Genomic DNA, 13,868 nt, shown 5'->3' on the forward strand with positions numbered 1-13,868 from the left:
CGGTCGGAATCCTAGATATCAAACGGACGGTCGATCATGTCGGATAAGTTGGAGCGGGAAGTTTTCGGGCAGACGAAGGCGGGCGAGACCGTCTATCGTGTCGTCATCAAGGGCGGCGGGCTGACAACCAAGATCATCACCTGGGGCGCGGTCATCCAGGATTTGCGCCTGGAAGGGCATGAGGCGCCGCTGCAGCTCGGCTTTGAGGATTTCGACAGCTACCCGCTCTATTCGGCCTATTTCGGCGCGACGCCCGGCCGCTGCGCCAACCGCGTCGGTGGCGGCAAATTCACGCTCGACGGCAAGGACTACCAGCTGGAGCCGAACGAAAATGGCGTCACGCATCTCCATGGCGGCAGCGATAATATCGCCAAACGCAACTGGACGGTCGTCGAGCATGATGTCGACCGCGTGGTGCTGAAGATCGTCGATCCCGATGGCCGCGCCGGCTATCCCGGCAATTGCACCATCCAGGCAACGTTTTGGGTGCACGGCAACGGCGAACTGTCGGTGACCTATGAATCGACCAGTGACCAGCCGACCCTCGCCAATGTCTGCCAGCACGCCTATTTCAATCTCGACGGCCGCGAAGATGCGCTTGGCCACGACATCATGATTGCTGCCGACCACTATCTGCCGACCGATGAAAGGCAGGTGCCGACCGGCGAGATCCGTTCCGTCGCCGGCACGGAATTCGATTTCCGCGAAATGGCGCCGATGAAGCGTTTCGTCGGCAGCGAACAAGCCTTGTACGACCATAATTTCTGCCTGTCGCCCGAGCGCACTGCCAAGCGCAGCGTGGCGCTCGCCCGCAGCCTCTATTCCGGTGTGTCGCTGGAGGTGCGCAGCACCGAGCCGGGCGTGCAGTTCTATGCCGGCTTCAAACTCAATACCGGCGCACCCGGCCTCGGCGGGCGCAAATACGGCCCCTTCGCCGGCTTCTGCCTGGAGACGCAGGTCTGGCCGGATGCCATCAATCACGAAGGTTTCCCGAATGCTGTGCTGCGGCCCGGCGAGGTGCTGCGCCAGGAGACGGACTATATCTTCACAAAGAGCTGACGTCTTTTCAGACGCACGCCTGTCAAATTTAGTCGCTATTGAACCTCTCCGGTCCGCGGGGAGGTTTTTTCTTACCAGTGCGCGATTTCGCCTTGCCGATTGGTTCTAGATAGGTTCTATTGTGTGCCGATGGATAGAACCAGTCTGATAGCGGAGCTGAGCAGCCGCGGCCTGCGTGACGAGGCGTTGACCGGCCCGCTTTACAAGCGGCTGGCGCAGGCGTTGACCGGCCTCATCCAGGAAGGCCTGCTGAAGCCCGGCACGGCGCTGCCGGGAGAACGCGACCTCGCCGAGGCTCTGAAGCTCGGCCGTGTTACCGTGCGCACCGCCTACCGCGATCTGATGGCGTCGGGTGCGCTGGAATCGCGCCATGGAAGCGGTACTTTCGTATCGAGCAGGGTGGAGCGCATGGAGCAGTCGCTCTGGCGGCTCTCCTCCTTCTCCGCCGACATGCGCTCGCGCGGGCGCCTGCCGGCTGCACGGATATTGTCGCGGGCGGTCAATACCCCGTCACCGGAGGAATCCTTCCTGCTCGGCCTCGGGGGCGACGAACCGGTGCTCAGGCTCGACCGGTTGCGCCTCGCCGATGGCCTGCCGCTGGCGATCGAACGCGCCGTGGTGCCGATCAAGTTCTTGGGCGATGATGCCGGTGGCGAGGGATCGCTCTATGATGCGCTGACGGCCAGCGGCCACCGGCCGGTGCGCGCGCTACAGCGGCTTACGGCGGTCACGCTGGACCCGTCCTCGGCGGCGATCCTAAACGTTACATCGGGTGCGCCGGCGCTGCTGATCGAGCGCGTCTCGCGCCTGGAAGACCAGCGCGTCGTCGAATACACCCGCTCGCACTATCGAGGCGATGCCTATGATTTCGTTGCAGAATTGAGAATCGGAGATGACCTATGAGTGAGAACCAGTCGCTGATGCTGCAGGAAGCCGGCCAATCGGCGGAGGTGGTGGCCACCCTTCTCGAAAAGGAAGAACCGGTCTTCGCCGAGATCGCTCGGCTGTTTTCATCCTCCCGCCCGAACGTGGTGACGACGGCGGCGCGCGGCTCCTCAGACCATGCCGCCACCTTCTTCAAATATCTCTTCGAGATCACCTGCGGCGTTCCGGTCGCATCGGTCGGTCCGTCGATTGCTTCCGTCTACGGTGCCACGCTGCATCTGAAGGGCGGCGTGCATTTCACCGTCTCTCAATCGGGCGCCAGCCCAGATATCGTCGCACTGCAGGATGCCGCGAAGAAGGGCGGGGCGACGACGATCGCCGTCGTCAACGTCACCGACAGCCCGCTGGCAAAACAGGCCGATATCGTTCTCGGTCTGAATGCCGGCGCGGAAAAAAGCGTGGCGGCGACGAAATCCTTCATTGCCTCGGTCGCCGCCCTTTCCGGGGTCACGGCTGCGATCGGCGGCGCATCCGACCTGCAGGCGGCACTCGGCAATCTGCCGGAGGCACTGTCGGCAACCGCGGGGATCGATACGGCGGCGGCCGAAGAGGTGCTCTTCAACGCGACCTCGCTCTATACGGGCGGCCGCGGCCCGGCTTTTGCAATCGCGCTCGAAGCGGCGCTGAAGGCCAAGGAAACCTCCGGCCTGCATGCCGAAGCCTTCTCGTTGGCGGAATTGATGCATGGTCCGATGCGCCTGGTGCAGCCGGGCTTTCCGATCGTCGCCTTTGCGCCCGACGATGCAGCCTTCGCCAACAACCGCCAGGCGCTGGAGCGTCTGCAGAAGCTCGGCGCCACTACCGTCGGCTTCTCGGCACAGCCGCTTTCCGGCGTCAATCTGCGCGTGCCGACGACGGGCAACGGCCTTATCGATCCGCTGGTATCGCTGCTCGTCTATTACCGGCTGATCGAGTCGGTGACGCGCCGCAAGGGCTTCGATCCGGACAAGCCGGCCAACCTGCTCAAGGTGACGGAGACGGTCTGATGGCCCGCAAGATCTTCGTCGGCGCCCGCATCTTCGACGGCGGGCGCTTCCATGACGACAAGGCGCTTCTCGTTGCCGATGGCCGTGTCGAAGCGATCGTTGGGAGAAACGATCTGCCGGATGGCGAGACGGTGACGTTTGCCGGCGGCGTTCTGTCGGCCGGATTCATCGATGCGCAGGTCAATGGCGGCGGCGGGCGGATGCTGAACGACGAACCATCAGCCGCTTCGATGGAGATCATTGCCGACGGGCACCGGCCCTATGGCACGACGTCGCTGCTGCCGACGCTGATTACCGATACGTCAGAGGCATCCATGGCCGCGATCGAAGCGGCGAAGGAGGCCGTCACGGCAAACCGCGGCGTCGCCGGCCTGCATCTCGAAGGCCCGCACCTGGCGCCCGCCCGCAAGGGCGCGCATCTGGCCGAATTGATGAGACCGGTTGAGGATAGCGACGTCAAAGCCTTCATCCGGGCGCGTGAAGCAATCGGCACACTGCTTGTCACCATGGCCGCCGAGCAGGTGACGGTTGCCCAGGTGCGTGAGCTTGCAGAGGCTGGTGTCACGATCAGCATCGGCCATTCCGATTGTTCGAGCGAGGCGGCGGAAGAACGTTTCGATGCCGGCGCACGGGGCGTCACGCATCTCTTCAACGCCATGAGCCAGCTTGGACACCGGGCGCCCGGTCTCGTCGGCGCGGCGATCGACCATCCCTCGGTCTGGTGCGGAATCATTGCCGACGGTCATCACGTCGATCCGAAAGCCTTGCGCACGGCGCTGCGCGCCAAGCGCGGCGAAGGCAAGCTGTTCTTCGTTACCGATGCAATGTCGCTCGTCGGGTCTGAGAAGGACTCGTTCACGCTGAACGGGCGCACCGTCCGGCGCGAAAAGGGCGGGTTCTGCTCGAAGCTGGTGCTGTCCGACGGGACGCTCGCCGGTTCCGACGTCGATATGATCTCGACGATCCGATACGGCGTGACCTATCTGGAGCTGACGCTCGCCGAAGCCTTGCGCATGGCGACGCTTTATCCCGCCCGGTTCCTCGGGCTTGGCGACCGCGGCCATCTCTCGCCGGGCGCGCGCGCCGATCTGGTGCATCTCACCGATGCCCTCACAGTTACCGCCGCCTGGCTCGGCGGCGAGGCGGCCTGACATCAAGGAGAGTGGGATGACTGATATCACGGATGCCTACTTCGCCAATCTGATCGGCCGGCTGGAGACGCTGAAGAGCGCGCTTGCCGAGCCGATGGCGCAAGCAGCTGATGTCATTCTCGATGCTGCCCGCGGCGACAAGCGCGTTTATGTCTTCGGCACCGGCCATTCGCATATGCTGGCGGAAGAGGTTCACTATCGCGCCGGCGGGCTCGCCTTCACCGTGCCGGTGCTGGTCGGCTCGGCGATGCTGCATGAGGGGGCGGTCATCAGCTCGGTCTATGAGCGCACACAGGGTCTGGTGCGGCCGATGCTGGAGCGTTACGGCATGCAGCCGGGCGATGTCATTATCATTGCCTCCAATTCGGGCGTGAACGCCGCGCCGATCGAGGCCGCCGACTATGCGCGCGAGATCGGCGCAAAGGTGATCGCCATCACTTCAATTGCCTATTCCTCGGCGATCGCCAACGGGCGCCGACGGCTCGCCGACGTCGCCGACGTGGTGCTCGATAACGGACTGCCGCCGGGGGATGCCGTTCTCGATCTCGAAGGTACGGGATTTCGGGTCGGGCCGGTCTCGACGGCGGTCGGGGTGACGGTCATCAATGCGATCTTTGCCGAAGTCGCCTCGGAACTTGCGAAGGCCGGCGATCCGCCGATCTATCTCAGCGCCAACATGCCGGGCGCCGCCGAGATCAACCAGAAGCTCGTGCGGAAATATCGGCCGCGCAATCCGCATTTGTGAGATTTGCGGACACAAAAAAGGCCGGCGTGGGCCGGCCTCTTCGATAGGCCGAAACCAGGGATCAATCCTTGGCGCGCTCGACGTAGGAATTGTCTTCCGTCGCGATGACGACGCGGGTGCCGGCATTGATGTGCGGCGGCACCATGGTGCGCACGCCATTCGACAGCATGGCCGGCTTGTAGGAAGACGATGCCGTCTGCCCCTTGACGACCGGTTCGGTCTCGGTGATCTCAAGCGTGACGTGGCGCGGCAGTTGGAGCGCCAGCGCAATACCTTCATGCATCGAAAGGATGCAGGACATTCCTTCCTGCAGATAAGCCTTGTCGTCACCCATCGTGTCGACATCGACGACGACCTGATCGTAGCTCGCCGGGTTCATGAAGTGGAAGCCTTCGCCGTCTTCATAGAGAAACTGGAAGGAGACGTCTTCGACGAAGGCGCGCTCGACCTGTTCGGTGGTGCGCCAGCGCTCGGAAACCTTCACGCCGTCGACGATGCGGCGCATGTCGACCTGGGTGACCGGCGTGCCCTTGCCCGGGTGAAAGTTCTGGGCGGTGAGAACGACGTAGAGCTTGCCGTCCACGTCGAGAACGTTGCCCTTGCGGACCGAAGAGGCGATAACCTTGACCATAAGACTTCCTTGTAACTCGGCTTTCACCGTCGTAGAGGACTGTCGAACCTCCAAGACGGAAATATTTTTCTTTGGGGCGCAACTAACCTAAAATCCGGGAAATAGCCATCCCCATACCGACTTCTCCGGCGAAGAAAGCTTGGAATGAACTCTTCGGCCAAAGCGTCCCCCTGGTGGACCCCGTCCGTGCATGCCGATCGCCGTCCGTTCTTGATTGGGCGCAATGCGATCCAGGCGGCGTTGCGCGGGTTTTTCGCGGGCGAGGATTTCATCGAGGTCGATACGGCGGCGCTGCAGATCTCCCCCGGCAACGAGGCGCATCTGCATGCCTTCGCCACGGAAGCGCTGACGACGGATGGGCAAAGGGCGCCGTTCTACCTGCACACCTCGCCGGAATTCGCCTGCAAGAAGCTGCTTGCGGCCGGCGAGGAACGCATCTCTTGTTTTGCCCATGTCTATCGCAATCGCGAACGCGGGCCGCTGCACCATCCCGAATTCACCATGCTCGAATGGTATCGCGCCGACGAAAGCTACGAGAGCCTGATGATGGATTGCGTGCGGATCCTGGCGCTGGCGGCGGAAACAGCAAAGACCGAGAAGCTTGCCTATCGCGGCGGCGAGAGCGATCCCTTCGCCGGGCCGGAGCGGATCAGCGTTGCCGTAGCCTTCGAACGTCATGCCGGCATCGACCTTCTTGCTTCCGTTGCCGCCGACGGTTCGACCGATCGCGATCATCTGGCCGCCGAGCTCCGGCGCGTCGGCATGCGTGTCGCCGAGGACGATGGCTGGGCCGATCTGTTCAGCCGGGTGCTGGTCGAAATGATCGAGCCGCATCTCGGCTTCGGCCGTATCACCATTCTCGACGAATATCCGGTCTCGGAGGCCGCCCTTGCGCGTCCTTCGGCACGCGACCCCCGGGTTGCCGAACGTTTCGAGCTCTATGCCTGCGGCGTCGAGCTTGCCAATGGCTTCGGCGAGCTGACCAATGCTGGCGAACAGCGGCGGCGCTTCGAGATCGAGATGGCCGAGAAGGCGCGGGTCTACGGTGAGACCTATCCACTCGACGAGGATTTCCTCGCCGCACTGTCGCTGATGCCCGAGGCCAGCGGCATCGCGCTCGGCTTCGACCGGCTGGTGATGCTGGCGACGGGGGCATCGCGTATCGACCAAGTGCTGTGGGCGCCGGTCGCGGAGTATGGAAGATGAATGCCGTCAAGCCGATCAAGAGTATCGACGATCTGGTCATGGCAGGGCTGGTGGCGCCGGCCGATCGCATAGCGCTGGAGGCGGTTGCCGCGCGTTACGCGATTGCCCTGACGCCAGTTATGACCGGGCTGATCGACCGCGCCGATCCCGATGATCCGATCGCACGGCAATTCGTGCCGGATGCCGCCGAACTGACGGTCGCCCTAGAAGAACGCGCCGATCCGATCGGCGATCAAGCCCACAGCCCGGTCGAAGGCATCGTTCATCGTTATCCCGATCGTGTGCTGCTGAAGGCTGTGCATGTCTGCCCGGTCTATTGCCGCTTCTGCTTCCGGCGCGAAATGGTCGGGCCGCAGGGTCTCGGCACGCTCGATGCGGTGGCGATGCAGGCGGCCTTCGACTATATCAAAGGTCATGGAGAGATCTGGGAGGTGATCCTCACCGGCGGCGATCCGCTGGTGCTCTCTCCGCGCCGGCTCCGCGACATCATGGAGGCGCTGGCGGAATTCGCCCATGTGAAGATCGTGCGGTTCCACACGCGTGTTCCCGTCGTCGAGCCTGAGAGGATCGATGCGGCGTTGATCGCCGCGCTGAAGGCGAGCGGCAAGACGGTCTATGTGGCGCTGCACGCCAACCATGTCAGGGAATTGACGGCGGAAGCGCGCGCGGCCTGTGCCCGTCTCGTCGATGCCGGCATCGCCATGGTCAGTCAGTCGGTGCTGCTCAAAGGCGTCAACGACGATCCCGACGTGCTTGCGGAACTGATGAAGGCTTTCGTCGAGATCCGCGTCAAACCCTATTACCTGCATCACCCGGATCTGGCGCCCGGCACCGGCCATTTCAGATTGACGATTGAGGAGGGACAGAGGATCGTCGCGGCGTTGCACGGGCGGATCTCCGGACTGTGTCAGCCGACCTACATCCTTGATATTCCGGGTGGTCACGGCAAGGCCGTTGTCAGCGGCAGCACCGTTCGGGCTAGGGGTGAGGGATGTTATTCCGTCTCGGATTACCGCGGCAACGAGCATTCCTATCCGCCCGTTGATTGACGCAAAGCGGTGCGTTTCGTGTCATTTCTGTACTCGCCGCGGCGAAAATTGGGTCGAATTCCATCGTCGAGACAGGCGTAAGTCGTTGATTAATAGCCGATATTATAGCTCAAGCCGCGGCAATCGCTAAAATCCTAACTGTGAGCCTCAATCATATTTAACGCTATAAATTAGCGGAATATTCTGTTTTCCGCACTAAAAGAACGCTCATGACAAGGCGATGAACGCCGGATCGGGATCATGAGAATCTTGGAGTGATGGGATGAATAAGACAATCCGCGACCTCGTAGCCAAATTCGGCAAACTTCCTGTCGCAATCGACCAGGTCGCCGACGATGCCGATCTTTATGCGGCGGGTCTGACCTCCTTTGCTTCGGTGCAGCTGATGCTTGGCATCGAAGAAGCGTTCGACATCGAATTTCCCGATAATCTCCTGAATCGCAAATCCTTCGCGAGCATCTCGGCGATCGCCAAAACGGTCGATAGTATCCAGGACAGCCGGAAGGTCGCCTGATGAACTTCCCCGTCAAGATCACGCAGGACGGTCTTGCCGCAAGGGTCGCTCGTGTCGCCGAAATCGCGGCGAAACACGCCGATACCGTCGATGCCGAGGGCCGCTTTCCCCGGGAAGCCGTGGATGCGATGAAGGCCGAAAGGCTGCTCGGCATCCAGGTGCCGCGCCATTTCGGCGGTGAATCCGCCTCGATCACCGAGATTGCCGAATTGTGCTCGATGCTTGGCCAGGCCTGCGCGGCCAGCGCCATGGTTTTCGCCATGCACCATATCAAGCTGTCGAGTCTCGTCGAACACGGCGCCGACAGCGAATGGCATTGCGACTTCATGCGCTGCATTGCTGCCGACCAGCTGCTGATCGCTTCGGCCACCACCGAGGGCGGTATCGGCGGAAACCTGCGCAACAGCATTTGCGCGGTCGAAGTCGATGGCGATCTCTGCCGCCTCGAAAAGGATGCGACCGTCATTTCCTACGGTTCGCATGCCGATGCCATTCTCATCACCTCGCGTGCCCATGCGCAGGCGGCTTCCTCCGATCAGGTGCTGACGGCCTTCCTCAAGGACCAGTATACGCTCGAGAAGACCCATGCCTGGAACACGCTCGGCATGCGTGGCACCTGCTCCGACGGCTTCCTGTTCAAGGGACAGGCGCCGGCGCGTCAGATCCTGCCGAAGCCTTTCGCGGAGATCGCGGCGCAATCGATGCTCGCCTCCTCGCACCTGCTCTGGAGCGGCGTCTGGTACGGTATCGCGGTCGACGCCGTAGCGCGCGCCCAGGCTTTCGTGCGCGCCGCCGCCCGCAAGGCACCCGATACTCAGCCGCCGGGCGCGCTGCGCCTCGCCGAGGTTTCGAACCTGTTGCAGATGGTCAAATCCAACGTGGTTGCCGGCCTCAAGGCCTATGAGGATGCCAAATCTAATCATGACAGGCTGTCCTCGATGGGCTTTGCCGTGGCGATGAACAACGTCAAGATCGCCTCGTCCGAGACGATCCTGGAGATCGTCAACCATGCCATGCTGATCTGCGGCATCATGGGCTACAAGAACGGCACGCCTTTCAGCCTCGGACGCCATCTGCGCGATGCGCATTCCGCGCAGCTGATGATTTCGAACGACCGAATCCTCGGCAATACGTCGAGCATGCTTCTCGTCCACAAGCAGGACACTAGCCTTCTGGGGTAAAGCCATGGATATGCAGACCTCGTTTCTCGACCGGCTCTTCGAGTCCGGCCTGCTGATCGATACCGGCGTTGATGGTCTCTATGGCCGCAGCGGCCAGTTCGAAGACGTCATTACTGCTTTCGAACGGCTGATCGACACGTTCGGCGGCGCCGACGGCGCCGAGGCGATGCGTTTCCCGCCCGGCATGAACCGAGCGCTCTTCGAAAAAAGCGGTTACATGAAGAGCTTCCCGCAGCTGGCCGGTACGGTGCACAGTTTCTGCGGCAGCGATCTCGACCATATGAGCCTGCTGCAGTGCATGGAAGTCGGCGACGACTGGACCAAGGACCAGAAGGCAACCGATATCGTGCTGACGCCGGCTGCCTGCTACCCGCTCTATCCGACGGTCGCCAAACGCGGCAACCTGCCGGCCAAGGGCGGTCTCTTCGATCTTCAGTCCTATTGCTTCCGCCATGAGCCTTCGAAGGATCCTGCCCGCCAGCAGTTGTTTCGCATGCGTGAATATGTGTGCATGGGCACGGAGCAGCACGTCACCGATTTTCGTCAGACATGGATGGATCGCGGTGTCGAGATGATGAAGCACCTCGGCCTCGATGTGACCATCGACGTTGCCAACGACCCGTTCTTCGGGCGTGCCGGCAAGATGATGGTCAACAACCAGCGCGACCAGAACCTGAAGTTCGAATTGCTGATCCCGATCACGTCGACGGCAAATCCGACTGCCTGCATGAGCTTCAACTACCACCAGGATTCCTTCGGCCTGAAGTGGGGTCTGAACCTCGAAGACGGCAGCGTCGCACACACGGCCTGCGTCGGTTTCGGGTTAGAACGCATCGCGCTTGCCCTCTTCCACCATCACGGGCTCGACGTAAAGCAATGGCCGGCCAGCGTGCGGAAAACGCTGTGGGGCTGAGCCGGTCGATGACATCGGTATTTTCGGGGATCGACCCGGAAACTTATCGTCAGCACGCGCTGCATTCCGGCGAGCGCGCCTGGCCGGAAACCAATTGCTACGTCGATCTCTGGATCGAGGTGCTGGCGACCTCGGGCGTTGCGCCTGAGGCGATGCTGGGTTTCACCCTGGCGCAGGATTTCGAAGGCGACCAGTTCACCTTCTTCAAGGTGCCGCTCGAAGATCTCGAAGCGCTCTACGACATTCGCGCCACCGAGCTTGCCATCTATGACCGTGTCGAACGGCATGTGGAAGTGCAGATTGCGCGGGGCCGTCTCTGCCTGATCGAGATGGATTCCTTCTACATGCCGGACACGCGCGGCACCGCCTACCGGCAGGAGCACGGCAAGACGACAGTTGCCATCAACCGGCTTGATGTTGTGGCCAAACGCGTCGAGTATTTTCACAATGCCGGCTATTTCAAGCTTGACGGCGAGGATTTCGACGGGTTGTTCCAGCTGAAGTTGACGGAAAACGACCCGCCGTTCCTGCCCTATACGGAATTTGCGCGGTTCCCGGAAAAGCCCGCGGATGAAGCGCATCTGCGCGCTACCGCGCGGCGCCTTGCCGGGTTTCATTTCACCAGGCGTCCTCGCGAAAATCCGATCCGCGCATTCGCGGAGGTCTTCCCGCAGCAGGTCGAAGCGGTGGCGGAACGGCCCTTCGGCTTCTTCCACAAATATGCCTTCAATACGCTTCGCCAGGTCGGCGCCAATTTCGAGCTGGCGGCCGATCATCTGGCCTGGCTTTCCCCCGATGAATTCGCGGCGGCCGCCGAGCATGCGCGGCGCATTTCGGATGCGGCGAAATCGGTGCAGTTCCAGCTTGCCCGCGCCATCGCCCGCCGGAAGTTCGAGCCGCTGCAGACAGCCCTTGATCCGGCCGCCGATGCATGGGATTCCATGATGGCATCGCTTGTGGAGCGAATCTGAGGCCGGAGATCTGACCATGCGGGGGCGTTTGGCAAGCATCGGTGCCGAGGAAAGTCTGCTTTCCGAAGGCTGGAATCTGATCCTGACGGAGCCGGGCGCCTGCGCCGTACCGCACGACATTCATCTCTCCGCGCAGTTCATTCCGGCGCCCGTTCCCGGCACCGTTGCGTCAGCCCTCGAAAAAGCCGGGCTCTTCGACCGGGAAAATCCCGAGCCGCTGAACATCAAAGACGCCTGGTATCTCTGTCGGCTCTTCGATGCCGAGCCCGGAGAAGCGATCCTGCGGTTTGCAGGACTTGCGACGCTTTGCCATGTCTTCCTGAATGGCCAGGAAATCCTCTTTTCCGAAAGCATGTTCACGGCGCACGAAATCCCGGTAACACTTACGGGCGGCGACGAGCTGGCGCTGTGTTTTCGGGCGCTCGGCCCCCGCCTGTCGGAGCCTGGTCCGCGCGCACGCTGGCGGCCGCAGATGATCACGCCGGCGGGGCTGAAGAATTTCCGCACGACGCTGCTCGGCCATATGCCGGGCTGGTGCCCCGATATCCATGCGATCGGGCCGTGGCGGCCTATTTCACTGGTGCGGCGCAATCCGGTCTCAATCGACAATGTCTACATCCGCGCCGTGCTGGAGGAGAACGGCGTCGGCCGTCTCAGCGTTTCCCTGCACAGCAATGCCGAGAAGCCGGCAATGCTGCTGCGTTGCGGTGGCATGGAACAGCCCTTCGAGAAGGTCGCCGACAGCCATTATTCGGCGATCCTCAAGCTTTCCGACATCGAGCCTTGGTGGCCACATACGCATGGCGAGCCCCGTCTCTACGATTTAGCGCTGGTTTCCGACGGCGTGGAATATCTGCTCGGCACGACCGGCTTCCGGCGGATCGACGTCGACCGTGGCGCCGACGGCAACGACTTCGCCCTCACCGTCAACGGTGAACGCATCTTCTGCCGCGGCGCGGTGTGGACGACGGCCGATATTGTACGGCTGCCGGGCGGGCGGGGCGATTATGAACCGTTCCTGCGGCTTGCGGCGCAGGCCGGCATGAACATGATCCGCATCGGCGGCACCATGGCCTATGAGACGCCCGATTTATTCGCGCTTTGCGACGAACTCGGCCTGCTGGTCTGGCAGGATTTCATGTTTGCCAATTTCGACTATCCCCGTAACGACAAGGCGTTTCTCGGCCACGTGCATGCCGAGGTCGAGGAATTCCTGCACGGCGTCCAGGCGTCGCCATCCCTTGCGGTGCTCTGCGGCGGCAGCGAAATCCATCAACAGGCGGCGATGCTCGGCCTGCCGATGGAATTCTGGAGCGGGCCTGTCACGGATGAAATCATCCCGGCCATTGCCGCGCGCAAGCGTCCCGACGTGCCCTATGTCCCGAACTCGCCCTATGGCGGGGCGATGCCATTTTCGCCGAATGCCGGTATCGCCCATTATTACGGCGTCGGCGCCTATATGCGGCCGATGGCGGATGCGCGCCGCGCCGATGTGCGTTTTGCCTCCGAAAGCCTCGCCTTCGCGCATGTGCCGCAGCAACGGACGCTGCAGCGCCATCTCGACGTGCCGGCCGTTCATAGTCCGCTCTGGAAGGCCCGCGTGCCGCGCGACCGCAGCGCATCGTGGGACTTCGAGGACGTTCGCGACTTCTATCTGCAGCTTCTCTATGGCCTCGATCCGGCCCAGCTTCGCCGCGAGGATCCGGAACATTATCTCGATTTCTCCCGCGCGGTCACCTGCGAGGTGATCGAGGAGACCTTTGCCGAATGGCGGCACAAGGGCTCCGCCTGCAACGGCGCGCTCGTCTGGACGCTGCAGGACTTGCTGCCCGGCCCCGGTTGGGGCGTGATCGATTCCACCGGAGAGCCGAAGCCGGTCTGGTACGCGATGCGCCGCGCATTCCGGCCGGTTCAGATGGTTTTCACCGACGAGGGAACCAACGGTCTCGATGTGCACATCATCAACGAAACGGATGCCGCACTCGACGTGGAACTCGAAGTCGTCTGCCTGCGCGACGGAAGACAGCAGGTTGTCAGCGGCAGCAGGGCCTTCAAGCTGGCGGCAAGAGACACGGAGCGGCTTGCCGCTACCGCGCTGTTCGGCGCCTTCTTCGATACCACCTATGCCTTTCGTTTCGGCCCGCCGTCGCATAATGCGAGCGTCGCGCGCCTGCGCTCGCTGGCGGACGGCGCCGTTCTCGCGGAAAGCTTTCACTTCCCCTGCGGACGGGCAAAGGCGCTGCATGATGCGGGCATCGAGGCCTCGCTCGGCAGAGACGGCGACGACTGGTTCGTCGATCTCAGGACCGACCGGCTGGCGCAATCGGTGCATATCGACATCGAAGGCTATCGGGCCGACGACGACTGGTTCCATCTCGCTCCCGGCGCATTGCGGCGTGTGAAGCTTCACGCGCTGTCTGGCGCGGAGGGCGATATTCCGCCTGCGGGCGAAATCAGAAGTCTCGGCAGTTCACATCGCGTCGGGCTCGCGGGCTGAGGCTCGCTGGGAATAATGCA

The 13,868-nt window shown here is 62.4% G+C and carries 13 protein-coding genes; 12 read left to right on the forward strand and 1 reads right to left on the reverse strand.

What is annotated here, in order from left to right; translation table 11 throughout:
• Window positions 1-36 precede the first annotated feature (36 nt).
• From ATY29_RS25370 to ATY29_RS25390, 5 genes are all read left to right on the forward strand, one after another.
• Window positions 37-1,059: an aldose epimerase family protein gene (locus tag ATY29_RS25370; protein WP_097533227.1), complete on the forward strand. Its 1,023-nt coding sequence runs from the start codon at window positions 37-39 to the stop codon at window positions 1,057-1,059.
• Window positions 1,060-1,188: 129 nt separating this feature from the next.
• Window positions 1,189-1,962 (forward strand): GntR family transcriptional regulator, encoded by a 774-nt coding sequence (locus ATY29_RS25375; protein WP_003567530.1) that lies wholly within the window; start codon window positions 1,189-1,191, stop codon window positions 1,960-1,962.
• Window positions 1,959-2,990 (forward strand): SIS domain-containing protein, encoded by a 1,032-nt coding sequence (locus tag ATY29_RS25380; protein ID WP_097533228.1) that lies wholly within the window; start codon window positions 1,959-1,961, stop codon window positions 2,988-2,990. Before ATY29_RS25375 ends, ATY29_RS25380 begins: the two co-directional genes overlap by 4 nt.
• The gene (nagA, locus tag ATY29_RS25385; protein ID WP_097533229.1) at window positions 2,990-4,141 is read left to right on the forward strand and encodes an N-acetylglucosamine-6-phosphate deacetylase; all 1,152 of its coding nucleotides are present in this window, start codon (window positions 2,990-2,992) and stop codon (window positions 4,139-4,141) included. Before ATY29_RS25380 ends, nagA begins: the two co-directional genes overlap by 1 nt.
• Before the next feature lie 16 nt (window positions 4,142-4,157).
• Window positions 4,158-4,886 carry an SIS domain-containing protein gene (locus tag ATY29_RS25390; protein ID WP_097533230.1) on the forward strand — a complete coding sequence of 243 codons (729 nt, stop codon included), beginning with the start codon at window positions 4,158-4,160 and terminating at the stop codon, window positions 4,884-4,886.
• A 61-nt stretch (window positions 4,887-4,947) separates the two neighbouring features.
• On the opposite strand, the gene efp is transcribed toward ATY29_RS25390, so the two are convergent.
• On the reverse strand, window positions 4,948-5,517 hold the full coding sequence (gene efp / locus ATY29_RS25395; protein ID WP_003567522.1) for an elongation factor P: 570 nt from the start codon (window positions 5,515-5,517) through the stop codon (window positions 4,948-4,950).
• A gap of 144 nt (window positions 5,518-5,661) precedes the next feature.
• On the opposite strand from efp, the gene epmA reads away from it, so the two are divergent.
• The 7 genes from epmA (at window position 5,662) to ATY29_RS25430 (ending at window position 13,848) form a co-directional block, all read left to right on the forward strand.
• On the forward strand, window positions 5,662-6,723 hold the full coding sequence (gene epmA, locus ATY29_RS25400) for an EF-P lysine aminoacylase EpmA (RefSeq protein ID WP_003567520.1): 1,062 nt from the start codon (window positions 5,662-5,664) through the stop codon (window positions 6,721-6,723).
• Window positions 6,720-7,772 (forward strand): lysine-2,3-aminomutase-like protein, encoded by a 1,053-nt coding sequence (locus tag ATY29_RS25405; RefSeq protein ID WP_003567519.1) that lies wholly within the window; start codon window positions 6,720-6,722, stop codon window positions 7,770-7,772. Before epmA ends, ATY29_RS25405 begins: the two co-directional genes overlap by 4 nt.
• A gap of 262 nt (window positions 7,773-8,034) precedes the next feature.
• On the forward strand, window positions 8,035-8,286 hold the full coding sequence (locus ATY29_RS25410; protein WP_097533231.1) for an acyl carrier protein: 252 nt from the start codon (window positions 8,035-8,037) through the stop codon (window positions 8,284-8,286).
• A complete protein-coding gene (locus ATY29_RS25415; protein WP_003567515.1) occupies window positions 8,286-9,467 on the forward strand; it encodes an acyl-CoA dehydrogenase family protein in 1,182 nt (393 codons plus the stop codon). The genes ATY29_RS25410 and ATY29_RS25415 overlap by 1 nt, the downstream gene beginning before the upstream one ends.
• A gap of 4 nt (window positions 9,468-9,471) precedes the next feature.
• Window positions 9,472-10,380: an amino acid--[acyl-carrier-protein] ligase gene (locus tag ATY29_RS25420; RefSeq protein ID WP_003567513.1), complete on the forward strand. Its 909-nt coding sequence runs from the start codon at window positions 9,472-9,474 to the stop codon at window positions 10,378-10,380.
• Window positions 10,371-11,351: a DUF1839 family protein gene (locus ATY29_RS25425; RefSeq protein ID WP_025417326.1), complete on the forward strand. Its 981-nt coding sequence runs from the start codon at window positions 10,371-10,373 to the stop codon at window positions 11,349-11,351. The genes ATY29_RS25420 and ATY29_RS25425 overlap by 10 nt, the downstream gene beginning before the upstream one ends.
• A 16-nt stretch (window positions 11,352-11,367) precedes the next feature.
• Window positions 11,368-13,848 (forward strand): glycoside hydrolase family 2 protein, encoded by a 2,481-nt coding sequence (locus ATY29_RS25430; protein WP_097533232.1) that lies wholly within the window; start codon window positions 11,368-11,370, stop codon window positions 13,846-13,848.
• Window positions 13,849-13,868 lie beyond the last annotated feature (20 nt).

The organism is Rhizobium hidalgonense, assembly GCF_002914525.1.
GTDB lineage: Bacteria > Pseudomonadota > Alphaproteobacteria > Rhizobiales > Rhizobiaceae > Rhizobium > Rhizobium hidalgonense.

What these genes read in the sequence shown, in the direction of transcription:
- ATY29_RS25415 (WP_003567515.1), top strand. Translation starts at nt 8,286, where the DNA reads ATGAACTTCCCCGTCAAGATCACGCAGGACGGTCTTGCCGCAAGGGTC.
- ATY29_RS25390 (WP_097533230.1), top strand. Translation starts at nt 4,158, where the DNA reads ATGACTGATATCACGGATGCCTACTTCGCCAATCTGATCGGCCGGCTG.
- ATY29_RS25375 (WP_003567530.1), top strand. Translation starts at nt 1,189, where the DNA reads ATGGATAGAACCAGTCTGATAGCGGAGCTGAGCAGCCGCGGCCTGCGT.
- epmA (WP_003567520.1), top strand. Translation starts at nt 5,662, where the DNA reads ATGAACTCTTCGGCCAAAGCGTCCCCCTGGTGGACCCCGTCCGTGCAT.
- ATY29_RS25405 (WP_003567519.1), top strand. Translation starts at nt 6,720, where the DNA reads ATGAATGCCGTCAAGCCGATCAAGAGTATCGACGATCTGGTCATGGCA.
- efp (WP_003567522.1), bottom strand. Translation starts at nt 5,517, where the DNA reads ATGGTCAAGGTTATCGCCTCTTCGGTCCGCAAGGGCAACGTTCTCGAC.
- ATY29_RS25430 (WP_097533232.1), top strand. Translation starts at nt 11,368, where the DNA reads ATGCGGGGGCGTTTGGCAAGCATCGGTGCCGAGGAAAGTCTGCTTTCC.
- ATY29_RS25410 (WP_097533231.1), top strand. Translation starts at nt 8,035, where the DNA reads ATGAATAAGACAATCCGCGACCTCGTAGCCAAATTCGGCAAACTTCCT.
- ATY29_RS25380 (WP_097533228.1), top strand. Translation starts at nt 1,959, where the DNA reads ATGAGTGAGAACCAGTCGCTGATGCTGCAGGAAGCCGGCCAATCGGCG.
- ATY29_RS25370 (WP_097533227.1), top strand. Translation starts at nt 37, where the DNA reads ATGTCGGATAAGTTGGAGCGGGAAGTTTTCGGGCAGACGAAGGCGGGC.
- ATY29_RS25420 (WP_003567513.1), top strand. Translation starts at nt 9,472, where the DNA reads ATGGATATGCAGACCTCGTTTCTCGACCGGCTCTTCGAGTCCGGCCTG.
- nagA (WP_097533229.1), top strand. Translation starts at nt 2,990, where the DNA reads ATGGCCCGCAAGATCTTCGTCGGCGCCCGCATCTTCGACGGCGGGCGC.